The sequence below is a fragment of the Brevundimonas sp. genome (assembly GCF_031412435.1).
In the GTDB taxonomy this organism is placed as follows: domain Bacteria; phylum Pseudomonadota; class Alphaproteobacteria; order Caulobacterales; family Caulobacteraceae; genus Brevundimonas.
The window spans coordinates 20,457-43,644 of the sequence record NZ_JANODA010000058.1 but is presented as its reverse complement, the minus strand read 5'-3'; the positions used below and the strand labels follow the sequence as shown (position 1 = coordinate 43,644).

20 protein-coding genes are annotated in these 23,188 nt (G+C 67.5%); 15 read left to right on the top strand and 5 right to left on the bottom strand.

Annotated features, from left to right (window positions below):
• Nucleotides 1-101: 101 nt before the first annotated feature.
• From RMO01_RS11640 to RMO01_RS11595, 10 genes are all read left to right on the top strand, one after another.
• Nucleotides 102-239, top strand: coding sequence for a hypothetical protein (locus tag RMO01_RS11640; protein WP_309629223.1), 138 nt, complete (start codon nucleotides 102-104; stop codon nucleotides 237-239).
• A complete protein-coding gene (locus tag RMO01_RS11635) occupies nucleotides 240-1,049 on the top strand; it encodes a FadR/GntR family transcriptional regulator (protein ID WP_309629222.1) in 810 nt (269 codons plus the stop codon).
• Between the two features lie 263 nt (nucleotides 1,050-1,312).
• The gene (locus RMO01_RS11630) at nucleotides 1,313-2,521 is read left to right on the top strand and encodes a cyclopropane-fatty-acyl-phospholipid synthase family protein (protein ID WP_309629221.1); all 1,209 of its coding nucleotides are present in this window, start codon (nucleotides 1,313-1,315) and stop codon (nucleotides 2,519-2,521) included.
• A gap of 65 nt (nucleotides 2,522-2,586) precedes the next feature.
• Complete coding sequence (locus RMO01_RS11625; RefSeq protein WP_309629220.1) at nucleotides 2,587-3,945, top strand: FAD-dependent oxidoreductase; 1,359 nt, start codon at nucleotides 2,587-2,589, stop codon at nucleotides 3,943-3,945.
• Complete coding sequence (locus tag RMO01_RS11620) at nucleotides 3,945-4,757, top strand: DUF1365 family protein (RefSeq protein ID WP_309629219.1); 813 nt, start codon at nucleotides 3,945-3,947, stop codon at nucleotides 4,755-4,757. Before RMO01_RS11625 ends, RMO01_RS11620 begins: the two co-directional genes overlap by 1 nt.
• Complete coding sequence (locus RMO01_RS11615) at nucleotides 4,750-5,265, top strand: lipocalin family protein (protein ID WP_309629218.1); 516 nt, start codon at nucleotides 4,750-4,752, stop codon at nucleotides 5,263-5,265. Before RMO01_RS11620 ends, RMO01_RS11615 begins: the two co-directional genes overlap by 8 nt.
• An 18-nt stretch (nucleotides 5,266-5,283) precedes the next feature.
• Nucleotides 5,284-6,306 carry a cyclopropane-fatty-acyl-phospholipid synthase family protein gene (locus RMO01_RS11610; RefSeq protein ID WP_309629217.1) on the top strand — a complete coding sequence of 341 codons (1,023 nt, stop codon included), beginning with the start codon at nucleotides 5,284-5,286 and terminating at the stop codon, nucleotides 6,304-6,306.
• A gap of 4 nt (nucleotides 6,307-6,310) precedes the next feature.
• Entirely contained in the window at nucleotides 6,311-6,712 is a 402-nt protein-coding gene (locus RMO01_RS11605; RefSeq protein WP_309629216.1) for a DUF2177 family protein, read from the top strand.
• Nucleotides 6,713-6,863: 151 nt separating this feature from the next.
• Complete coding sequence (locus RMO01_RS11600) at nucleotides 6,864-9,344, top strand: TonB-dependent receptor (RefSeq protein ID WP_309629215.1); 2,481 nt, start codon at nucleotides 6,864-6,866, stop codon at nucleotides 9,342-9,344.
• A 106-nt stretch (nucleotides 9,345-9,450) separates the two neighbouring features.
• Complete coding sequence (locus RMO01_RS11595; protein WP_309629214.1) at nucleotides 9,451-10,689, top strand: TetR family transcriptional regulator; 1,239 nt, start codon at nucleotides 9,451-9,453, stop codon at nucleotides 10,687-10,689.
• Here RMO01_RS11595 and RMO01_RS11590 read toward each other — a convergent pair.
• The 3 genes from RMO01_RS11590 to RMO01_RS11580 are packed head-to-tail and all read right to left on the bottom strand — an operon-like array spanning nucleotide 10,670 to nucleotide 14,761.
• Entirely contained in the window at nucleotides 10,670-11,818 is a 1,149-nt protein-coding gene (locus tag RMO01_RS11590) for an acyl-CoA dehydrogenase family protein (protein WP_309629213.1), read from the bottom strand. The two genes, RMO01_RS11595 and RMO01_RS11590, sit on opposite strands and share 20 nt — an antisense overlap.
• A 1-nt stretch (nucleotide 11,819) precedes the next feature.
• Nucleotides 11,820-13,001 carry an acyl-CoA dehydrogenase family protein gene (locus RMO01_RS11585; protein ID WP_309629212.1) on the bottom strand — a complete coding sequence of 394 codons (1,182 nt, stop codon included), beginning with the start codon at nucleotides 12,999-13,001 and terminating at the stop codon, nucleotides 11,820-11,822.
• Nucleotides 12,998-14,761 (bottom strand): AMP-binding protein, encoded by a 1,764-nt coding sequence (locus tag RMO01_RS11580; protein WP_309629211.1) that lies wholly within the window; start codon nucleotides 14,759-14,761, stop codon nucleotides 12,998-13,000. Before RMO01_RS11580 ends, RMO01_RS11585 begins: the two co-directional genes overlap by 4 nt.
• Before the next feature lie 221 nt (nucleotides 14,762-14,982).
• Between RMO01_RS11580 and RMO01_RS11575 the strand changes: the two genes are divergently transcribed.
• Genes RMO01_RS11575 through RMO01_RS11560 form a run of 4 tightly spaced genes read left to right on the top strand, consistent with a single transcriptional unit; the run spans nucleotide 14,983 to nucleotide 19,878 of the window.
• On the top strand, nucleotides 14,983-16,557 hold the full coding sequence (locus RMO01_RS11575) for an exopolysaccharide biosynthesis polyprenyl glycosylphosphotransferase (RefSeq protein ID WP_309629210.1): 1,575 nt from the start codon (nucleotides 14,983-14,985) through the stop codon (nucleotides 16,555-16,557).
• Complete coding sequence (locus tag RMO01_RS11570) at nucleotides 16,557-18,005, top strand: polysaccharide biosynthesis C-terminal domain-containing protein (protein WP_309629209.1); 1,449 nt, start codon at nucleotides 16,557-16,559, stop codon at nucleotides 18,003-18,005. Before RMO01_RS11575 ends, RMO01_RS11570 begins: the two co-directional genes overlap by 1 nt.
• On the top strand, nucleotides 18,002-18,937 hold the full coding sequence (locus tag RMO01_RS11565) for a glycosyltransferase family A protein (protein ID WP_309629208.1): 936 nt from the start codon (nucleotides 18,002-18,004) through the stop codon (nucleotides 18,935-18,937). The genes RMO01_RS11570 and RMO01_RS11565 overlap by 4 nt, the downstream gene beginning before the upstream one ends.
• Entirely contained in the window at nucleotides 18,937-19,878 is a 942-nt protein-coding gene (locus RMO01_RS11560; RefSeq protein ID WP_309629207.1) for a glycosyltransferase family 2 protein, read from the top strand. Before RMO01_RS11565 ends, RMO01_RS11560 begins: the two co-directional genes overlap by 1 nt.
• Here the strand turns inward: RMO01_RS11560 and RMO01_RS11555 are convergent.
• Together RMO01_RS11555 and RMO01_RS11550 are read right to left on the bottom strand one after the other, a co-directional pair.
• On the bottom strand, nucleotides 19,859-20,539 hold the full coding sequence (locus RMO01_RS11555) for a hfsB (protein WP_309629206.1): 681 nt from the start codon (nucleotides 20,537-20,539) through the stop codon (nucleotides 19,859-19,861). The two genes, RMO01_RS11560 and RMO01_RS11555, sit on opposite strands and share 20 nt — an antisense overlap.
• A gap of 70 nt (nucleotides 20,540-20,609) precedes the next feature.
• Complete coding sequence (locus RMO01_RS11550; protein ID WP_309629205.1) at nucleotides 20,610-22,073, bottom strand: Wzz/FepE/Etk N-terminal domain-containing protein; 1,464 nt, start codon at nucleotides 22,071-22,073, stop codon at nucleotides 20,610-20,612.
• 93 nt (nucleotides 22,074-22,166) lie between these two features.
• On the opposite strand from RMO01_RS11550, the gene RMO01_RS11545 reads away from it, so the two are divergent.
• Nucleotides 22,167-22,892 carry a polysaccharide biosynthesis/export family protein gene (locus tag RMO01_RS11545; RefSeq protein WP_309629204.1) on the top strand — a complete coding sequence of 242 codons (726 nt, stop codon included), beginning with the start codon at nucleotides 22,167-22,169 and terminating at the stop codon, nucleotides 22,890-22,892.
• Nucleotides 22,893-23,188: the final 296 nt, after the last annotated feature.

The window sequence follows — 23,188 nt, the reverse complement described above, 5'->3', positions numbered from 1 at the left end:
TGTCGTCCGGGACCAGGAACGGCCGATACCGATTGGTTGACAAATTGGTATGCAGTGTTGGACTATAGTCGCCCAGCGTCAGGAGAGGACAGGAGATGGCTGTGCTAGATCTCATCGAGCTCGACGGCCGGAAGCTGAACCACGACCGCAACTCCCACGACATGCCCGTCTCCGGATCCGTCCAGGAATACAGCAGCGACGGCGCTCGCCACTATCGTGGGATGCGATTCCGCTACTAGATGAAACGACGGCGGATCGGGCGCAGGCTGCGACTCGCCGAACAACAGGCAAGAAGGCAGAAGGCAAGGATGGCGGAGCAGCGTCTCTATCAATCGGTCGCGAACCAGATCCGCGCGATGATCGAGTCCGGCGAGTTTCCGGTGGGCTCCCGCTTGCCGGGCGAGCGCGACCTTGCCGAGCGACTGGGCGTCAGCCGCGTGACCATCCGCGAAGCCGAGATCGCTCTGGAGGCGCAGGGCTGGATCGCCATTCGAACCGGCTCGGGCGTCTATGTCCAGCAGCGACCCGAGAACGTCGCCGCCCTACCGAACGTCACCGCCTTTGACCTGACCGCGGCCCGCGCGATCATCGAGGCGGAGGCGGCGGCGCTGGCGGCGCAGCACATCACGGAAGCGGATCTGGTCGAACTCGAGGAGCTCATCGTCTCGATGTCCGATCCCAAAGGGTCCGACGACGACCACGCCATGGCAGACCAGAAGTTTCATCTCGCCATCGCCAGGATCGGTGGCAATCCGGTTGTCGAGTTCTGTGTCTCGCTGATCTGGCGGATCCGAAACGAGCTCCCCCAGGTGCGCCAAGTCTACGGCCGTGTCTGCCACAACGACGGCGACGCTCGCACGAACGAACACGCCGAAATCCTGGCCGCGTTGCGTCGGCGCGATCCCCAGGCATCCCGGGCCGCGATGCGGGATCACTTCCATCGATTGTTCGAAGCGATGCTTGAAGCGACAGAGACGGCGGCAATGGCCGAAGTGCGCAGTCGGACCGAGCAGGATCGCAAACGCTTCCTCGCAACCACCCGGATCTAGGGCTCAATCGCCCGACGTTGCCCGACCGGCATCGACGCCGAATTCCGGAACGCCTTTGCAGACAATGGAACCGAACAAGCTGCCCGCAAAGACAACCGGGGCAGAATGAGCGGCAGACGGGAATCTCGCCGGCTGACCCGCATCCGACCGACCCGCGCCCGCGTAGTTCAGCCGTTCAGCCACAGGCGACGTGACGAGATCAACCGCACGCCCGGCGTGATATGGGATCATCGCGGCGCTTCGGCGATCGATTGGGACAGACGATGACCGACACTCCTGGCGTGATCGAGACCGCTTCATACGGAGAGGCCAGGCCGCCTTGGGCGGGCCCGCTCATGCGAGCGCTCTCGTCGCTATGGCGGGTCGGGCGGCTGGTGATCGTCGATCCGGCGGGACGCACAATGGAGGTCGGACCTGCGTCCCCAGAGACGGTCGTCTGGCGTATCCGGAACTGGCGGGCCTTCTCTCGGATGGTCCGGCGCGGGGATATCGGGTTTGCCGAAGGCTATGTAGCCGGGGACTGGGACACGCCGGACCTCCCCGCTCTCCTCCTCGCCTTCGCCGACAACTACGACCACCTGGGCCGCCTCGTGGGCGGCAACCCGATCGCGCGCGCGATCGATGCGGTCCGGCACGCATTCTCGTCGAATACCCGCAAGGGCTCGCGGCGCAACATCGTCGCCCACTATGACCTCGGCAACGACTTCTACGCCCAGTGGCTGGACCACGGGATGACCTACTCCTCCGCCCTGTTCGAGGCGCCGGACCAGACCCTGGAAGCCGCCCAGCACGCCAAGTACGCCGCCCTTGCGGACGCGGCCGACATCCAGCCGGGCCAGTCGGTCCTGGAGATCGGTTGCGGCTGGGGCGGGTTCGCCGAGTATCTGGCCAGCGAGCGCGGGGTTCGCGTCACCGCCATCACCCTGTCGCCTTCCCAGAAGGCATTCGCCGAGCGGCGCATCGCTGAGGCCAGGCTGAACGATCGGGTCTCGATCCAGTTGATCGATTACCGCGACGTCCAGGGAGCCTTCGACCGCATCGTCTCCGTCGAGATGTTCGAGGCGGTGGGCGAGGCCTACTGGCCGACCTTCTTCGAAACCGTTCGCGCCCGGCTCACGCCCGGTGGTCGCGCGGGCTTGCAGATCATCACCATCCGCGACGATCTGCTCGCGACCTATCGCCGACGGCCCGACTTCATCCAGATGTACGTCTTCCCGGGCGGCATGCTGCCATCCGAGCCGCGTCTGGGAAGGGCGATCGCCTCCGCCGACATGGAAGGACAGGTCGTTCGCCGCTTCGGCGTCGACTACGCGGAGACGCTTCGCCGCTGGCGGATCGCCTTCGACACCGGCTCCGCCGGCGGCAAGGACGAGCGGTTCCGCCACCTCTGGCGCTACTATCTGGCCTACTGCGAGGCCGGTTTCCGCTCGGGCCGGACGGACGTCGTCCACATGACCCTGTCCCGCAACTGACCGGCATCCGGGGCTTGCGTCCAAGCGTAGCTGCAGGGTTAACAGGCTCGACGACAGGCGTATCCATGTTCGACCGCACACTCGACGAAACGACCGGCTCGAAGCGGCGCATTGCGGTGGTCGGCGCGGGCATCGCCGGCCTGTCCGCGGCCTGGCTGCTGTCACGCCGCCACGACGTCGTTCTGTTCGAGGCCGAGGATCGCCTCGGCGGCCACTCCTGCACGGTCGAGGCGCCCTCGCCCGACGGCCCGGTCGCGGTGGACACCGGCTTCATCGTCTACAACGAGCCCAACTATCCCAACTTCACCGCCCTGCTCGACTGCCTCGGCGTCGAGAGCAAGGCGGCGCACATGTCGTTCGCCGTCTCGATGAGCGCAGGCGGCTTCGAATACTCCAGCCACGGCGCGGGCGGCCTGTTCGCCCAGAAGCGCAACCTGGCCAGCCCCCGCTTCTGGGGCATGCTGATGGACCTGAAACGCTTCCACCGCACCGCTGCCGGCGACCTGGCCGAGCTGGACCGGTCCCTGTGCTCGCTGGGCCGCTACCTTGACGACCGCAGATACGGACAGGCTTTCCGCGACTTGCACCTGCTGCCCCAGGCCGCCGCCATCTGGTCCTCCACGCCCGGTCAGATGGCCGACTATCCGGCCGCCGCCTTCATCCGCTTCTATCGCAACCACCGCCTGCTGGAGGTCGATATGAAGCCGACCTGGCGAACCGTGGCGGGCGGCAGCCGCCGGTATGTCGAGGCTCTGGGCGCGGACTTCCACGGACAGGTGCGCCTGAACGCGCCAGTCTCCCGCATCGAACGCGGCGCCGACGGCGCGACCCTTCATACCGGCGATGGCATCGAGCGTTTCGACGCGGTCGTCCTCGCCGTCCACTCCGATCAGGCCCTGACCTTGCTGGCCGAGCCGAGCGTCGAAGAACGCCGCCTGCTCCAGCCGATGGCCTATGGCCGCAACCGGGTCGTCCTGCACCGCGACCGCAGCTTCATGCCGCGCCGCCGCAGCGCCTGGGCCGCCTGGAACTATGTCGGCGCCGGTCAGGCGGGTTCAGACGGCGCCGCCAGCGTCACCTACTGGATGAACCTTCTGCAGGGGCTGCCGGGGCCGGAGTTGTTCGTCACCCTGAATGCCGAGCGGGAGCCCGACCCGTCCCTGGTCCTCGCCGATCGAGAGTTCGACCACCCGATATTCAACGCGGCGGCGATGGAGGCCCAGCGCGGCCTCGGCTCGCTTCAGGGACGAAACAACACCTGGTTTTGCGGGGCGTGGTTCGGCTCCGGCTTCCACGAGGATGGACTGCAGGCCGGCCTCGCCGTGGCCGAAGATATTGGCGGCGTCCGCAGACCGTGGAGCGTACAGAACGAAAGCGGTCGCATCCCCCTGCCCGTCCCCGCCATCGAGACCCTGGCCGCCTGATGAGCACGGGCCTGCGATCCGGGATCTACACAGGACCGGTGTTCCACCGCCGCCTGCGTCCCCGCGTCCATGCCCTGCGCTACCGCCTGTTCATGCTGCTGATCGATCTCGACGAGTGGGACGACCTTGTCGGCCGGCTCCGCTGGCTCGGCGCGGGACGGTTCGGCCTTATGACGCTGCGCCAGAGCGATCACGGCGACGGCTCCGAAATCCCTCTGAAGGTGCAGATCGAACAGAGACTGGGCGACGCCGGCATCCCCACCGGCGGCCGGGTTCAGTTGCTGACCCTTCCCCGCATCCTCGGCTACGGCTTCAATCCGCTCAGCGTCTACTACTGCCACGCCCGGAACGGGCGGCTCAGCGCCGTCCTCTACGAAGTGTCCAACACCTTCGGCGGCCGCCATTCCTATCTGATGCCGGTCGGCGCCGCCTCGGGGCCGGTGCGGCAGGCGATCGGCAAGGCCTTCCACGTCTCGCCCTTCATGGACATGGACCTGACCTACCGGTTCGAGATCGATCCGCCCGCAGGCGTCGCAGACGAGATAACCCGCGTTTCCATCACCGTCGACGACGCCGACGGCCCGATGCTGCTGACCGGGTTTTCGGGCGTCCGTTCCGGGATGACCGACGCCAACCTGCGCCGCGCCTGGTTGGGCCATCCCCTGCTGACCTTGAAGGTCATCGCCGGGATTCACTGGGAGGCGATCCGCCTTCTGCTCAAAGGTCTGCGCCTGCGCGGCGGGGTCACGCCCGCCCATTCCGTCACGGTCGGGGGACCGTCAGAAACCTCCACCGGAGCCCGACATGCCTAGATTCGCCCTGCCGCTCGCGGCGGCCTTTATGTTGATCATCGCCACGGCCGTATCCGCCCAGGCGCCGGAACCCAGACGCGCGATCGACCTCGACCGCTTCATGGGTCGCTGGCACGAGATCCTCCGCACGCCGAACGATCATCAACGCGACTGCTGGGCCGCCAGCCAGGTCTGGAGCCGCCGAGCGCCGAACGATTTCTCGATCAGCCAGACCTGTCGTCGCGGCGCCCGCGACGGCCGCGTCACGACCGTCAACACCCGCGCCCGCGTTACCGACACCACGACCAACGCCAAGTTCGAGGCCAGCTTCTTCGCCGGCCTGATCCGCCAGCGCTACTGGGTCATCGACGTCGCCCCGGACTACAGCTGGATGATCGCCACGACGGCCGACGGCCGGTTCCCGGCCCTGCTTTCACGCAGCCCGACGATGAGCGCGGCTGAACAGACCCGCCTGCGCAACCGGATGGTCGAGCTCGGCCTGCCGACCCGCCAGTTGATCCAGCGCTGACCCTGAAGGACCCCAATCATGAGCCTCCTCGCCCAACGCGTGAACCAGCTTCAGGACGCGCCTTTCCCCGACTTCATCACCCGCCCGGCCATCGCCCTTCTGGTCGCGACCGCGCGCAGGACCTACGCTTCCGCCCCGGCGGATGAAGCCGCGTTCGCCCGCGAGATGGCCGAACGGCCTGTCGCCGAACACACGGACGCCGCCAACCAGCAGCACTACGAACTGCCGGCCCGGTTCTTCCAGCTCTGCCTCGGCGCGCACCGGAAATACTCCAGCTGCTTCTACGAGACGCCGGACGCCTCGCTCGATGCCGCCGAGGCCTCGGCGCTGCGAATCACCTGCGAGCACGCCGACCTGCATGACGGCCAGGCGATCCTGGAACTCGGGTGCGGTTGGGGATCGCTATCGCTGTGGATGGCCGAACACTACCCCGCCTCGACGATCACGGCCGTGTCGAACTCCCGCAGCCAGAAGGCGTTCATCGACGCCCAGGCCGCCGCGCGCGGGCTGACGAACCTGACCATCGTCACCGCCGACATGAACGTCTTCGACATCGACCGAACTTTCGACCGGATCGTCTCGGTGGAGATGTTCGAGCATATGGCCAACTGGCGCGCCCTGCTGACCCGCGCCCGGACCTGGCTGAAGGCCGACGGGCGGATGTTCCTGCACGTCTTCAGCCACATCGACGCCCCCTACCGGTTCGAAGTCTCCGACGATGCCGACTTCATCGCCCAGCATTTCTTCACCGGCGGCGTGATGCCCAGCCACAACCTGGTCCGCCAGTACGCCGACCTGTTCGAGGTCGAGCAGGACTGGCGCTGGAGCGGGACCCATTACCAGCGCACGGCCGATGACTGGCTCGACAATTTCGACGACAACGTTGACGAGATCCGGGGACTGATGAAGGACGTCTACGGCGTCGACCACGCTCTATGGATGCGCCGCTGGCGCCGGTTTTTCATGGCGACGGCTGGCCTGTTCGGCGACAGTGACGGAACGGTCTGGGGCGTCAGCCACTACCGACTCAAGGGAGCCTGATCCAATGCGTTACCTTGCCGCCTTCGGGGCATCGGCCATCGTCATGCTGGTGCTCGACGCCATCTGGCTGACGATGATGGGCGACCGCCTCTATCGCCCGGTGCTCGGCGACTGGATGCGTCGCGACGTGAACTGGCCGCCCGCCGTCGTCTTCTATCTGCTGTTCCTGTTCGGCGTGACCTTCCTGGCGACCGTTCCGGCGCTCCAGCAGGGCTCATGGCAGCGCGCGGCCATCAACGGCGCCGTCTTCGGCCTCGTCGCCTATGCCACCTACGACCTGACCAATGAGGCGACCCTGACCCGCTGGTCGACGACGATTACCCTGATCGACATGGCCTGGGGAACGTTCCTGGCGACCACTGCCGCGCTGGCCGGTTATTTCGGATCGCGCTGGCTGGTGCGCTGAGTCAGAGCCTGCGGCCCAATGTGCCTTCCCGGTTACGCATAACAACGATCGCTTCCGCGCCGATTGCAGCATACTGAAGTTTCAGTTTAGCGTGGCAGTGCCGATCGAGGCAGTCGAGCATCGCCAACAATGGCGGGCCAGGGAGGGAAACATGGGACGATATCAGTGGACGAGGACGCGCGCCTCGCATCTAGCAATCCTGGCCGGGCTCGGCCTGCTGACGTCGGCGGGGGCAGCGGCGGCACAGGATCAGGCGACCAACACCGTCGAAGACATCATCGTCACCGCCCAGAAGCGGGAGCAGAACCTGCAGGACGTGCCTGTGGTCGTCACCGCCCTGTCTGAAGAACTGCTTCAGGACGCGGGCGTTCGCGACATCAAGGAACTGACGATCCTGACCCCGGGCCTTACGGTCACCTCGACCTCGAACGAGGCGATCACGACCGCTCGCATCCGTGGCGTCGGCACCGTCGGCGACAACCCCGGTCTTGAGTCGTCCGTTCTGGTGACGATCGACGGCGTCTATCGCCCTCGCAACGGCGTCGGCTTCGGCGACCTCGGAAACCTGCAGCGAATCGAAGTGCTGAAGGGCCCGCAAGGCACCCTGTTCGGCAAGAACGCCTCGGCGGGCGTGCTCAACATCCTCACCGAGACGCCGTCCTTTGATTTCGGGGCGGAAGGTGAACTGACTGCCGGCAACTACGGCCAGATGGGCGCCTCGGTCTATGTCACCGGCCCAGTCATGGAAGACGTCCTGGCAGGCAGCGTCTATTTCGCGACACGCCAGCGAGACGGCTTCCTCGATGTGACCACGGGCCCCGGGCCCCGCACCCTGGACGAGGATGTGGACCAGAGCTTCTGGACCGGTCGCGGACAACTGCTGTGGCAGCCCACCGAGCGCTTCTCGGGCCGTTTCATCGCCGACTATTCGAAGCGCGAAGAGAACTGCTGCGCCGCCACCCAGCTCTTCGTTGGGGGGTCGGCCACGTCGCGCGCCGTCCTGCTGAACGTCGTCCGGCCCGGCGCGGTCGATACGGTGGCCACGCCCTATGACCGCAACGCTCGCTCCAACCGCGACACCTCCCAGAACATCGAGGACCAGGGTGTGTCGGCCGAGTTCAACTTCGACCTGACGCCGGAGATCACCCTCACCTCGATCACCGCCGCGCGCTCATGGCGGACCGAGAACGGCCAGGACAGCGACTTCACCACCGCCGACCTCGTCTGGCGTCCGACGAACGGCGCAAACTTCACCGAGATCGGGCAGTTCTCCCAGGAACTGCGGATCGCCGGTTCGAGCGAGAACGTCGACTGGCTGCTGGGCGGCTTCTACGCCAAGGAAGACCTCACTGCCGGCTTCCAGCTCCTCTACGGAACCGACTACTACGCCTACATCGCAGGTCGCCTTCTGGGTGGCGCGCCCGCCCTGATCGGCCTGACCGCGGCGAACATCTTCCAGGCCGGAAACGGCAGCCGCGACAGCTACGACCAGTCGACCGAAAGCTGGGCGCTGTTCGCCGACAACACCCTTCGCTTCAACGACCGCGTATCGCTGAACATCGGCGCGCGCTGGACCAACGACGAGAAGGACCTGAACTCCATCTACAGGACCACGGGCTCGTCCTGCGATCAGGCCGAAGGCGCCCTGCCGACGCTGATCGGGGTCGTGGGCGCGGCGGCCGCAACCCAGATCGCCGGCACCCTGTGCCTGAACAACGAGAACAACGACTTCGACGACCTGGGTCCCACGCGCCAGCAGCGGGCCGAGGACGCGGTCACCGGCACGATCAAGCTGAAGTACGACATCACGGACGACGCCATGATCTACGGGTCCTACGCCCGCGGCTTCAAGGCCGGTGGCTTCAACCTGGACCGCGAGCAGGCGGTCGTCATTCTGCCCTCCGGCCTGCCGAACTTTACGGCCGACCGAGATACCGAGTTCCGTGGGGAATACGTCAACGCCTTCGAGCTGGGCGCCAAGCTGCGGCTATTCTCGAACTCCCTCCTGTTCAACATCGCCGGCTTCCACCAGACGTTCGACGACTTCCAACTGAACACCTTCGTCGGCACGGCTTTCATCGTGGAGACCCTGCCGGAGGTCATCTCCAAGGGCTTCGACGCCGACTTCGTCTGGGCGACCCCGCTCGACGGCCTGACCTTCCAGGGCGGGGTGACGCTGGCTGAGACCACAATCAGCCCGTTCACGGCCTCCCAGCTTCTGGTCGCCAGCCGATTCAACAGCCTGCGTCGCCTCCCAGGCGCGCAGCTGTCATTCGCGCCCGAGACCTCCGCCACCCTGGCGGCGAGCTACGAGCATGACATGGGCGCCGGCCTGGTGTTCCGGAGCAATGTGTCCGCCAAATACACGTCCGAGTACAACACGGGTTCGGATCTGCATCCGTCGAAGGCCCAGGACGCCATGACCCTGGTCAATGCACGGATCGGCATCGGCTCGGAGAGCGGACGCTGGATGCTGGAGGCCTGGGCCCAGAACCTGACCGACGTCGACTATCTCCAGGTCGGCTTCAACGGACCCTTCCAGGTCGATGAGAACAACGACTCTGTCAGCATCTACAACGCCTTCCTCGGCGCCCCGCGAACCTATGGCGTCACCCTACGGCTCACCTACTGATTCCGAGCCCACTCCAGCCGCCCCGGTCGGAAGGCCGGGGCGGCTTTTTTGCGCCCGACGGACCTCCCGTCGGTGACGCTCTGCATCGATGACGCTAGGGAAGGCTATGCCGCCGCCGACCGCCACGACGAGACCTCGAACCAGTCGAGAGGACCGGACCGCGCAGATCCTGCAGGTCGCGGCCCTGCTGATGCTGGAGCGTGGTCTGAAGGGCATGACCCAGGCCGATGTCGCCGAACGCGCCGGCATGAAGGCCACCAACCTCACCCACTATTTCCGCAAGAAGGAAGATATCGCCTTCGCCTGCCTGTCCCGGACGATGGACCATATCGAGGCGCGGATCGACCAGGCCGAAGGTGAACCGGACGCCCCCGCCAGGGTCTCGACCTTCATCCGCCTGGCCATCGAACACGAGAAGGGCGTGCGCGAAAAGCGGGTCCCCGCCCTCGCGCCCCTGTCCGACCTCAGAGCCATGAGCGAACCCGGACAGGGTCTGCTCGTCGCCCGGTTCATGACCCTGTTCAAGCGGGTGAAGGGGTTCTTCCCTGCGGTCGAGGGTACGACAGGGCGCGCCCTGCGGACCGCCAGAACCCACGTCCTGATCGAGGTGCTGCTGTGGCTGCCCGCCTGGATCCTCCGATACAGCGCCGCCGACTACGACCGGGTCCACCACCGCATCGTGGAGATCCTCACCCACGGCCTGTCGGCAGGCCCCCCCTGGGCGCCGCTGCAGGTCGAGGCGGGCGAGGTCGGGATCGAGGAGGGCGCCGCGCGTCGGGGCTTCCTGATGGCCGCCACGCGGCTGATCAATCAGCGCGGATACCATGGCGCCTCCGTCGATCTGATCGTCTCGGAAGCCAGGGTCACCAAGGGCAGTTTCTACCACCACCTGGAGGCCAAGGACGATCTTGTGACCGCCTGTTTCCTCGACAGTCTGGCGACGATCTCGAGAGCGCAGCACCAGACCGACGGCATGGCTGGAACGCATCTCGAGAAACTGCAGTCAGCGGTCGCCACCCTGCTGGAGCTGCAGCTTTCCGACGGGGACCAGCTGTTGCGAACCAGTGCGCTTCAGGGCATGCCGACCGATATGCTGCGTTCGGCGCTCGATCGTTCCAACCGCGCGGCGGGACGGTTCGCCGACATGGTCATCGACGCCATGAGCGAGGGTTCGGTCCGGGCCGTCGACCCCGTCGTGGCCAGTCAGATGCTGATGGCCGCCATCAACGGCGCCTACGAGCTGCGCGGCTGGGCCGGAAAGCTCGGACGCGAACTGGCCGTCGAGATCTACGCCTCCACCCTGTTCGATGGCCTGTTCGCAGAGGTCACGCCGCCAGGGCGATGAACCGGCGCAGGTGCTGTTCGACGCTGCCCAGCTGGATCTCGATAGCGGACGCGCGCCGGAAATAGTGGCTCAACGCCAGTTCGTCGGTGACCCCGATCCCGCCGTGGGTCTGCACCGCGTTCTGCCCCACGAACCTCAACGCCTTGGACACCCCGAACTTGGCGGCGGACACCGCCCGCCCCCGCTCGGCCGCCGGCTCGCCCAGCTTAAGCGTCGCCATATAGGTCAAGGAGACCGCCTGCTCGACCGCCATGAACATGTCGGCCAGCCGGTGCTGCAGCACCTGGAATTCCCCGATCGGGCGCCCGAACTGCTTGCGCTGTTTTACATAGTCCAGCGTCTGTCCGTGCAACTCGCGCAGCACCCCGACCGCCTCCGCGCACAGGGCCGCCACCGCCTCGTCCATCACGGGCGCGATCAGCGCATCGAACGCCTCGCCCTCGATGCCCAGCAGCGCATCGGCCGGAAGCACCAGCCGCTCCATCACGACCTCGGCGGCATGCCGGTCATCCACGGTAGGATAACCCCGCACGGACAGACCGCTGTCCCTGTGCGCGGCGACCTCGATCAGGAACAGGCTCAACCCAGCAGGATCGCCCGCTTCGCCGCCCGACGTCCGCGCACTCACGATCAGATGCGTGGCCCAGGGCGCGGCCGAGACCACCGCCTTGGCCCCCGACAACACCCAGCCGTCCCCGCTCCGCGCCGCCGTCGTTGCGACCGACAACAGGGCGTGGCGGCCCCGAGGCTCCCCGTGGCCGAAGGCGACGACCGCCGTCCCCTCGACGATACTTTGCAATACCGCGTCAGCCCGCTCGCCGCCCGCCCGTTTCAGCAGGCCGACGCCGACGACCGCCGTCTCCATCAGCGGTTCGACGACCAGCGCCTTGCCCGCCGCCTCCATCAGGATCATCGCCTCGACCGCGCCGCCATCCAGGCCGCCGACGGCCTCCGGAGCCAGCGCGCCAAGAATGCCCAGCTCATGCGCGAACCCCGACCACACCCCGGTGCTCCAGCCTGCCTCCGACGCCACGACGGCTTTGCGCGCCTCGAACCCGTAGTTCGCCGTCAGATACCCCGACAGGGAATCCGCCAGCATCGACTGCTCTTCGCTCAGGTCGAAATTCATCTCAGAGCCCCAGGACCAGTTTGGCGATGATGTTGCGCTGGATCTCGTTGGACCCGCCGTAGATCGAGGTCTTGCGCACGTTGAAATAGGTCGGCGCCGCGCGGCCTGCGTAGTCCGGCCCCACCGGCCCCGCATTGCCCAGCCCCCGCGCGTCCGGCAACCCGTAGGGCCCGACAGCCTCCAGCGTCAGCTCGGACAGCCGCTGCTGGATCTCCGTGCCCTTGATCTTCAGCAGCGACGATTCCGGTCCGGGCCCCCTCCCCGCGCTCTGGCGCGCCAACGACCGGAGCTCGGTGTATTCCAGCGCCATCAAATCGATCTCCAGCTCCGCCAGCTTCGCGGCGAAGCCCGGATCGTCGGCGATCCCCTCCTTCTCCGCGATATTGCGCAACTTCTGCAGCGCCCGCTTGGAGCCCGCGACATTGGCGATATTGGTCCGTTCGTGCGCCAGCAGGAATTTGGCGCAGGTCCAGCCTTCATTCTCGTTGTGGATTCGGTTCTCGACCGGGACGCGGACCTCCTCCAGCCAGACCTCGTTGACCTCGTGGCGACCGTCCATTGTGATAATCGGCCGGACCGTCACGCCCGGGCTCTTCATGTCGATCAGCAGGAAGCTGATGCCCATCTGGGGCTTGGCGGTCGGGTCGGTGCGCACCAGGAAGAAGCCCCAGTCGGCATACTGCGCCAGCGTCGTCCAGGTCTTCTGGCCGTTGACGACATAGTGGTCGCCCCCCTCGTCCGTCCCCCGCACGGCCCGCGTCGTCAGGCTGGCCAGGTCCGACCCGGCGCCCGGCTCGGAATAGCCTTGGCACCACCACATGTCGCCCGCCAGCGTCGGCGGCAGCCAGCGCGTCTTCTGCTCGGCCGTGCCGAACGTATAGATCACCGGCGCGACCATCTTCAGCCCGAACGGCAGGATTGGCGCGGTGTCGGCGAAGGCCAGTTCCTCGGCCAGCAGATACTTCTGCACGTCGCTGAGGCCCGGGCCGCCGTATTCGACCGGCCAGCCCGGCGCGACCCAGCCCTTCTTCGCCATGACGCGGTGCCAGGCCAGATAGTCGTCCTTGTCCAGGTCGGTACCGGCATCCTGTTTGGCGCGAATGTCGGCCGGATAGTCGTTGGCGATGAAGGCGCGGACCTCGTCGCGGAAGGCGACGTCCTCGGGCGAGAAGTCGAGATTCATGCGTCGGTCTCCGGGGTCAGCATCGCCTTGAGGTCGTTCTTCAGCACCTTGCCGGCGGCGTTCCTCGGCATGGGCTGGTCCATCACATAGATGTCCACGGGTCGTTTGAAGGCGGCGAGACGGCCCACCGTCAGATTGCGCAACGCCTCGACATCGAGCGTCTTGCCCGGAGCCACCGACACGAAGGCCACCGGCACTTCGCCCAGCACCGGATGAGGCCGCGCCACCAGGGCGACCTCGGCCACGCCCGGATATTCGAACAGGATGGCCTCGACCTCCTGACAGTAGATGTTCTCTCCGCCCCGGATGATGATGTCCTTCTTGCGATCGACGATGAAGCAGAAGCCCTCGTCGTCCACCTTTGCCAGATCACCCGTCCGCACCCAGCCGTCGACAAAGGTCTGGGCCGTCTCCTCGGGCCGGTTCCAGTAGCCGCGCACGATGTTCGGGCCGTAGGCCAGCAGTTCGCCGACCTCGCCCGTCGGAACCTCCCGCCCGTCCGCATCGACGATCCTGATTTCTCCGACAGGGATCGACGGACCGCAACTGTCCGGCCGGTTCAGATAGTCTTCGCCCAGATGATGGGTATGGGTCGCCGAGGTCTCGGTCATGCCCCAGCCCGAGCCCGGCCGGCCCGTGGTCTTCTTCGCAATCTCCCCGACCAGGGCGCTGGGCGCCGCCGCCCCGCCGTAAGCGACCAGCTCCAGCGACGACAGGTCGTATTTGGCCCGATCCGGATGCTGCAACAGCTGGATCGCCACGGTCGGCACCCCGCCGATGGAGTTGATCCGCTCGCGTTCGATCAGCATCAGCGCCTCGCCCGCATCGAACCGGCGCTGGCAGACCAGCTTGTGCCCGATGACGAGCGCTGGCAGCAGCACGGCGTTGCACCCCGTCGTGTGGAAGAAGGGAATGGACACCAGCCCGACCTTCTGCGGCGCGTCCGGGTCCATCTGCGGCGGCGCCTCGCCCCGCCGGACATAGCTGCGGCTCAGCGAAAACAGGCCGGCGACCAGACTGCAGGCGGCATTCCTGTGGGTTCCCAGAGCCCCCTTCGGCAGACCCGTCGTGCCCGAGGTGTAGAAGATCGTCGCCGCGTCCTCCGGTCCGATCGCGACGCCCGGCATGACGCCCTCGGGCAGGTCCGCCCAGGTTCCGGACGCGCCGATCACAGACTCCAGCGTCGTCACCCGAGCATCGACCGGCACAGCGGCGGTCCGGCTGGCGAAGACCCGCTCCAGATACGGCAAACCGTCCAGCGCGGGCTGGATGAGGGCCAGCCGTTCGGCGTCCACCACCGCGACCTTGCTGCCCGAATCCTTCAGCCCGAACGCCAGCTCCTCGGCGCTCCACCAGGCGTTCAGCGGCGTCACGACCGCGCCGAGCAGGGCCGCGCCGAAGAAGGCGACCGGCCATTCCGGCAGATTCCGCATAACCACGGCCACGCGGTCCCCCGCGACGACGCCCGAAGCCTTCAGTTCGGCGGCGAAGGCCAGGGTCGCACGCGCGAAGGCCTCGAAGGTCACCCGTTCGTCGCCATAGACGATGAAGGTCTTCGCCCCATGCGCGCGGCCAGCGAGGAAGCTGTGCATCAGGGTCGGCGGCGCATTCTTCCACGCTTTCACGGGACGCCCGTCGATCTCGACCGTCTCGATCTCGAACAGCGTGCCCGGCTGGGTCAGCAGGGCCGTAGCCTCGGCCAGACCCAAGGCGGGCCAGCCTGCGGGGATGGGCCGGGCCTGATCGACCGCGTCGTTCATGTATGCTTCCTCGGTATGGCCGCTTGTGCGGCTCTCAACTGTGACGCCGGATCAAAGACCCCGGCCGAGGCGAAGATGCGGCGGCTGAGGCCGATACACAACGCATCTGATCAACGTTCACACTTGCCCCATACCGACTCTTCAATCAAGCGCCCGGTCGCGCCCGTAGCATCGAGCTCCGCGTTAACGTGACATCCACGGCGCCTGTGCAGACTGACGCCATGACAAGCGCCATCGATATCGGCCGGGCGACGGCGCGTTCCGACGCGGGCGACACCGCCGTGCGGCTCGACGCGCCGGGCCTGCAGGCTCTGGCCGCCCGGTCCGTGAGTGCGCCGAAATCCGACGGGGCCGCGCGACGCGGACCCTTCCGCCCCGAGGTCTGGCTGAACGCTCGCCAGCGTCACGCCTCGCGGCTCGCCGTCCACTGGTTCCGCAGCGCCGACGTCGCCGCGGTCTCGATCATCACCGTCGCCATGGTCTGGGCCATGACGCCCGGCGACCTCCTCGCCGCGCCGCTGTCGGCCGTCCTGCCGCTGGTCGTCGGCGCCGTGGTCGTCCTCGGCCTGATGCGATCGCTGGGCCTCTATCGTTTCGCACGGGGTCAAAAGACACCCCTGCATCTCGCGGCCGTGGCGGGCCTGGCCCTGATGGGCGGGGCCTCCGCCCTGGTCCTCGACGCCATTCTGGCAGGCGGCGCGATCCTGTCCGCCTACATCATCTGGACCGCCCTGATCACCGTCAGCCTCTACGTCCTGCACATGGGCTGGAGCGACCTCGTCTCCGGCTGGCGCGGCAAGGGCGCCCTGACGCCCAACATCGTGCTGGTCGGCGCCACTCGCCATGCGGAGACCCTGATCAAGGACGCGCTCAAGCGCCGCGACATCAATGTGCTGGGCGTGTTCGACGACCGTCTGGCCCGCTCGCCCGACAGCGTGGTCGGCGTTCCCGTGCTCGGCGACGCCGAGGCTCTGATGACGCACCGAATGACGCCCTATGTCGACAAGATCGTCCTGGCCATCGACCCCAGGGCCGAGAAGCGCGTTCGCGAACTGACCGCCCGCCTGTCCGCACTGCCCAACGAAGTGACCCTGCTGGTCGATCCGGTGGACGAGCAGGAACGCAGCGCCGCCCTCGACCGCCTCGCCAGCGCGCCCCTGGCCTCGCTGGACGGTCGCGTCGACGACGACCGCCGCGCCTTCAACAAGCGCATCCAGGACATCGTCATCGGCACGGTCGCCCTGATCCTGCTGGCCCCGGTCATGGCCCTGACAGCGCTCGCCATCCGCCTCGATAGCCCCGGCCCGATCTTCTTCCGCCAGCGTCGCCACGGCTTCATCCACGAGGAGATCGTGGTCTGGAAATTCCGCTCGATGCGCCAGGAGGCCGCCGACGCCACCGCCAGCCGTCAGGTCACGACCGACGACGACCGCGTCACCCGCGTCGGCAGGATCATCCGCTCGACCAGTCTCGACGAACTGCCCCAGATCTTCAACGTCCTGAAGGGCGAGATGTCGCTGGTCGGTCCCCGCCCCCACGCCATCGGCATGAAGACCGGCGCCGTCGAATCCGCCCGCCTCGTTGCCGAATACGCCCACCGCCACCGCATGAAGCCCGGGATGACAGGCTGGGCCGCCATCAAGGGCTCGCGCGGGCCTCTGCACTCGGCCCAGGACGTCCGCCGCCGGGTCCAGCTCGACATCGAATACATCGAACGCCAGTCCCTGTGGCTCGACCTCTGGATCATGGTCGTGACCGTCCCCGTCCTTCTGGGCGACCGGGCCGCGATACGCTGATGTTCTGGCGCGGGGTCTGGGGCTATCTGCCCGCCAACATCATCCAGGGCCTGGTCGGGTTCGGGGCCATCGTGGTCTTCACCCGCCTGCTGTCGGCCGAGGATTTCGGCCGCTACGCCATCGCCTTCTCGATCATGACGCTCGTCCATGTCGGGACCTTCAGCTGGTTGGAAGCCGCCATGGCGCGCTTCTGGGCCGCCGAGGAAGGCCAGTCGCTGGCCGACCACTTCCTGACGCTCTACCGTACCGCCGCCGTCGTCACCTTCGCCGTCCTGCCGGTCGCGGGGTTGATCCTGTGGGCCGTCCCCATTGGGCCGGGGCTGAAGCTGGCCATCGCCGCCGGTCTCGTCGGCATCCCCATCCGATGTTTCGCCAAACTGGCCCAGGAGCGGTTCCGCGCGTCCGGCGAGGTGACCAGATCGGCCGCCATGGACATCGCCGTCACCCTCGGAGGTTTCGCCATCGGGGCCTTCTGCGCCTTCCAGGGCCTCGGCGCGGCATCCCCCCTGATCGGTCTCGCGGTCGGTCCCCTGCTGGTCCTGCCCTTCGTCCTGCCCAACGAGCTGAAACAGGCCCGCGGCGGCGTCCTCTACCGAGACCGGCTCGGCTCCTACGCCCGCTACGGCTATCCGATCGCGGCGGGCCTCGGGCTGTCGCTGATCATGGCCTCGACCGACCGCTTCCTGCTGGAGATCTACCTGGGTCCGGCGGCCGTCGGCGCCTATCACGCAGGCTACAGCCTCGCCAACCGCACCCTCGACGTCCTGTTCATCTGGCTGGGCGCAGCCGGCACCCCCGCCCTGATCATGGCCTGGGAGCGCGGCAGCCGCGAGGCCTTCATGACCGCCGCCCGCGAACAGGCCGCGACCTTCATCCTGATCGGCCTGCCTGCCGCCGTCGGTGTGGCCCTGGTCGCCCGTCCGCTCGCAGATTTCATGATCGGCGAGGACCTGCGCTCCGTCGCCGCCTCCGTCACCCCCTGGATCGCCCTGTCGGCCCTCCTGTCCGGCGCGACCGCCTACTACCTCAGCCAGTCCTTCGTGCTCGGGCGCCGCACCGACCGCCTGCTGCTGACCCTCTGCATCCCGGCCGGCGCGAACGTGATCCTTAACCTGATCCTCGTGCCGATCATGGGCGTCCACGGGGCCGCCATCGCCACGGCGACCAGCTTCGGCATCGGCGTTCTCGCCTCCATCGGCATGGGCCGCAACATCGTCCAGATGCCCATCCCCTGGGACACCCTCGCCCGCTGCGGCGTCGCCTCCGCCGCCATGGCAGCCGCCGTCCTGCCGCTACCGGCCCTCGGCGGCGTCGCCGAACTGATCCTCAAGGCCGGGGTCGGCGCGGTCGTCTACGGCGTCGTCGCCATGGTCCTGAACGCCGCCGGCGTCCGCGACCTGGCCTCCCGCCTGATCGGCGCCCGCCTGTCCCGGAGAGCGACCGCATGAGCCGTCCCGTCATCACCGACAACGCCCGGCGTCGCAGCGCGAAGCCCGCCGTCTCGGTCCTCATCCCCTTCCTGCGCGACGACCCGTCCGAACTGCTCCAGCTGCTCGACGAGGAGGCCGGCTCCGTCGATCGCGCCGTCGAGGTCATCGTCATGGACGACGGCACCAACGACCCCGACCTCACCGCCCGCCTGCAGGCCCGGATCAGGGCCATGGCCCTCCCCTCCCGTCTGATCACACTCAAGTCCAACGAAGGCCGCTCCAAAGGCCGCAACCGCCTCGCCGACGCCGCGCGCGGCGGGTCCCTGTTGTTTCTCGACAGCGACATGCGCCCCGACCACCGCCGCTTCCTCTGGACCTGGGCCGACCTCGTCGCGCGCGAGGACCCGGCCGTGGCCTTCGGCGGCTTTTCCCTGTTGCAGGCTCCGACCGACGCCCGCTTCCAGGTCCACCGCTCCATGGCCGCCAGGAGCGACTGCGTCCCGTATCAGGAGCGCGCCCGCACGCCGGAAAAATACGTCTTCACCTCCAACCTTCTGGTCCGCCGCGACGTCTTCGAGGCCGAGACCTTCGATGCCGAATTCTCCGGCTGGGGCTGGGAGGACGTCGAATGGGCCATGCGCGTCTCGCGCCGCTTCACCGTCGTCCACGTCGACAACCCCGCCACCCATATGGGTCTGGACACGGTCGAGGCTCTAGCCGGCAAGTACGAACAGTCCGCCGGCAACTTCGCCCGCGTCGTCGCCCGCCACCCCGACATCGTCGGGACCTACCCCAGCTACAAGGCCGCCCGCCTGCTGAAGAAGGTCCCCGCCATCGGCGCCATCCGCCCCTGGATCAAGCGCGCCGCGACGACGACCTGGATGCCGACCAAGGCCCGCGCCTTCTCGCTCCGCCTCTACCGCGCCGCCCTCTATGCCGGAGCCGTGTGATGCAACCCGTGTCGGTCATCGTGCCGACCATGCGCCGCCCGGAGAGCCTCGAACGCGCCCTGCGCTCCCTGTTCGCCCAGACCGCACCGATCGCCTCCATCGTCGTCGTCGACAACGACCCGTCGGGAACGGCGCGCGACACGGTCGCCCGACTGACTCCCTACAGCCCCTGCCCCCTGATCTATCGGCACGAGCCGCGCCCCGGCGTCGCCACGGCCCGCAACGCCGGCCTGTCGATGACCGACGCCCCGTTGATCGCCTTCCTCGACGACGACGAGGCCGCCTCGGCCGGCTGGCTGGCCGCCCTCCTCGCCGCCCTCGACCAGACGAAGGCCGACGTCGTCTTCGGCCCCATCGCCGGCCGCGTGCCCGAAAACATCGGCTGGGCTACGCCCTACCTCGAAGCCTTCTTCGGCCGCAGGGGTCCGACCACCACACAGCGCATCGACAAGCCCTGGGGCTGCGGCAACTCCCTGATGATCCGCGCCACGGCCCTGCCCGGCCCCGCGCCGTTCGACGCCTCGGCTGACCAGTCCGGCGGCGAGGACGACGCCCTGTTCGCAGCTCTCGAAGCCCGGGGCGGAACCTTCGGCTGGGCCGCAGACGCCTGGGTCGAGGAGTTCGCTCCGCCCCACCGCGCCACCATGCGCTACGCCCTGTCCCGCGCCTTCGCCTACGGCCAGGGCCCCAGCCAGACCGCCGCCAAGGCCCGGAACTGGCCCGGCGTCGCCCGCTGGATGCTGGTCGGCGCGGTTCAGGCCTTCGTCTGGGGCCTCGCCGCCATCGCCCTGACGGTCATCGCCCATCCGTCGCGCGCCCGCATGATGGACAGGGCCGCGCGCGGTCTCGGAAAGATCTTCTGGATGAAGGGGTTCGAGCCCCACTTCTACGGCGCGCGCGAACTCGCCCGCCTGGACCGGATCAGCCCGTCAGCCGCCTGAGGAAGGCCGGCGGCGTATAGGTCGAGCGATTGACCACCACCCCCGCGATCCGGCCGCCGACCGCCTCGATCTCGTCGCGCAGGATCAACGGCTCGTTCGCCGCCGTGCTCTCAGCCGCCACGATCAGCACCGTCGCGTCGACGAAAGGCGCCAGCATGATCGCCAGATCGCTGCGGTCCGCCGCCGGTGCGTCGATCACCACGGTGTCGGCATGCTTGCGCATCGCATCCCAGTAACGCGGATCCGACAGGGGTTCGGCCCTCTGCCCCGACCGCAATACCTCGGCCCGGAACCGCGTGATCCACAGCCGCCCGCCCAGGCACGGTCGCGCCGTCATCAGCCGCGCCGGGGCGATCGGCTTCTGGTCCCTGCCCATGACCGGAGGCGTCACGGCGAAGAAGCTCGCCCCGTTCGGCGACGAGGCCGCCGCGGCCCCCAGCCGTCCAAACCGCTCCGGCTCAGAGGCCACGGCCTCCTGTTGCGATGGCTGGGCCAGGTCCGCGTCGATCAGCCAGACGGGCTTCCTCGCCCGCACCGCCGCCAGCCGTGCGAACTCCCGCGCGACCGTTGACGCACCCTCTCCGGTGTTGGCGCAGGCGAACTGGATGACCCGTCCACGGTGAGCGGGGGCCGATCCCAGCGCGGCCCAGAGGCCCGCCATTTCTGATGTGAGATCGACCATACGAATCGGTTACGCGCTGCAACTTGGCCCGAAGGCTAACACGATGATCTCAATGGGCCTTCATGGGGGCGACAGCGAGCACCGGCATCTCCAGCGTCCGCCCGGCGATCGCCGGCGTCGCATAGCCCCGCCGCGTGAACACCCGCAGCAGGCCGACGCACAGGGCGGTGAACCCGGCGAACAGGATGACCAGGGCCAGCAGAGGCAGCTTCATGCTCGTCCCCCGCGTCGGCGCCGCCGCCCGCTCGATGACCCGCACATTATCGGCCCCTGCGGCGACCAGTCCATTGTCGGCCCGGCTCTGGGTCTCCCGCTGCTGGAACTCGCGGATGGAGGCGGTCAGCACGTCGCGATTGGATGTCAGGGTGGAGTTCTGCGACTCCTCGCGGGTCAGCTGCGCCTGCCGATCGAGTATCTCGGCCAGTTGCCGGTTCACCGACGACAACCGCGCGCTCAGCGAATCTCGCTCGGCCTGGGTCGTGATCCGCGTCGTCTCCAGCTCGGTCCAGACCGGGTTTGGCCCAAGGCGGACTTCCTTGGCCCCCACCGTCGTGCCTGAGGCGACGTATTCCTGCAGGCCTGCGATCCGGGCCTCGATGTCCAGGATCGGCTGGCTGTCCGGCTGATAGCGGGCCAGCAGTTGCTCGCGCTCGGTCCGCAACTGCAAAATCTGGTCGTTGGCCGAGACGTTCAGGTCCTGCTGCAGGGTCACCTCGGCGGGCGTGCGGTCCTGCTGCGCCTCCAGCGTCTGCAGCCGCCGCGCCGCCTGGTTCAACTGGTTCTCGACCGAAAACTTCTCCGTCAGGGTCGATTGATAGGTCGCCGCCAGCGCCGCCTTGGTCGCCGCGAAGTCGCCGATGTCGTTGGTGGCCAGGAACTGCTCATAGGCGCGGTCCACGTCGGCCAGCTCGTCCTCGAACACCCGGCGCTGCGTCTGGATGGCGGGGGTTGAGCGGTCCTGGAACACCTCGCGACGATAGATCAGATACTGGTCGATGATGGCGTTCAGCACCCGCGCCGACTTCTCGGCGCTGTCGCTTTCGAAGCCCAGGCCGATGGTCGCCCCCTGAGGCGTGGTCGAAATGCTCAGCCCGTCATTGATGAACTTGATCGCGTCGCCTTCCTGCTTGGCGACGGGATCGGTCGAGACCTTGCCCGGCTTCTGGAAGAACGGCAGGCCCAGCGCGCGCACGGCCCTCAGCTTCACCTCCCGCGTGCCGATGATGTTGGCCTCGGCCTGTGCCACCTCGCCCACGGCCGGCGGCTGGGACTGGCGATCCGCCAGCCCTCCCACGCGGGGTTGATAGACATATTCCTGACCGGCGTTGACCAGCAGGCTCGCCCCGGCCGTGTAGGTCTTCTTCAGGGTCATCACGGCCGCAGCGCCGAGGGCCAGCACCAGCACGAACACCAGGATCATCACCAGCAGTTCGCGGAAGAGCAGGCCGATCACATCGAACAGCCCGTAGCGCGGTCGCGCCGAGACATAGGCTGTCGTTGAGGCCGAACGCATGGAACTGGCGAATCCGTGGGAGAGTGAACCGTCTGCGATCCTTCGCCTGTCCGCGTTAACCATCCATTACCCATAACTGGCGAGGGTCACCCTATGTTCGATCGGCGTCAGATTCTTTGGACCATGGGCGCGGCCCTCTTGGCCTACTCGACGGCCGGCTGCGCCTCGGGCCAGGCCGCGCCTCGCAGCCAGCGGGTCGAACGCGCCGATTTCAACGACATCGCCTTCGCCGACTGGACCGAGGCCGAGCCGGAATACCTGCTCTATCCGGGCGACGAGATCGAGGTTGCGACCCCGACGGCGACGGAGCTGACGCGCACCCTGCGGGTCGGACCCGACGGACGGATCGCCCTGCCCCTGATCGGTCAGGCCATGGCGGCGGACCGGACACTGGCGGAACTCGAGTACGAACTCTCTTCAGCCTATGCGTCACAACTGGTGCGGCCGGTGGTCGAGGTGACGCTGAAGACGGCCGGTCCGGTGAAGGTCTGGGTCGCCGGCGAGGTTCGCACCCCCGGCGTCTACGATCTGATCGGGGACAGCGACGCCTATCAGGCCATCGTCCAGGCCGGCGACTTCCTGCCCAGCGCGCGGTCGCAGCAGGTGGCCCTGATCCGCCGTGGCCCCGGCGGCGTGCGCATGATGCGGGTGGTGGATCTGCGGCCTCGCCGCGGCGAGGTCGTCGCCCTGCGGCGCGGCGATATCCTGTTCGTGCCGCGCTCGACGCTCGGCGAACTGGCCAACTTCTTCACCCAGGTCCGCAACGCCCTGCCGATCGGCTTCAACTATTCGATCAACGGCCAGTACCAGCAGTTCTAGGTCGGCATCGCCGTCTAGGAAAAAAGTCTCTTATCGCCCTTGCGCATCGTATCGACCGCCCCATGTCAGAGGCTGGTCTTTGAAAAGCCGATCTCTTGCGCCGACACGCTCGCACAAAACGGGTCCAAATAATTGCACTCGAGTGCAATTCCCCTTCACAAGCGATCCGCTTACATTTCAACGGGATCGCGTCGAAAGCTCGACGATTTGCACTTTGCACTCGGTCCTTTCGAGTGCAAACGTCTCGCCGATGCGCTCAAGCAGCGAGCCGTCGCGCGGCAAGCGTTAGCGCACCA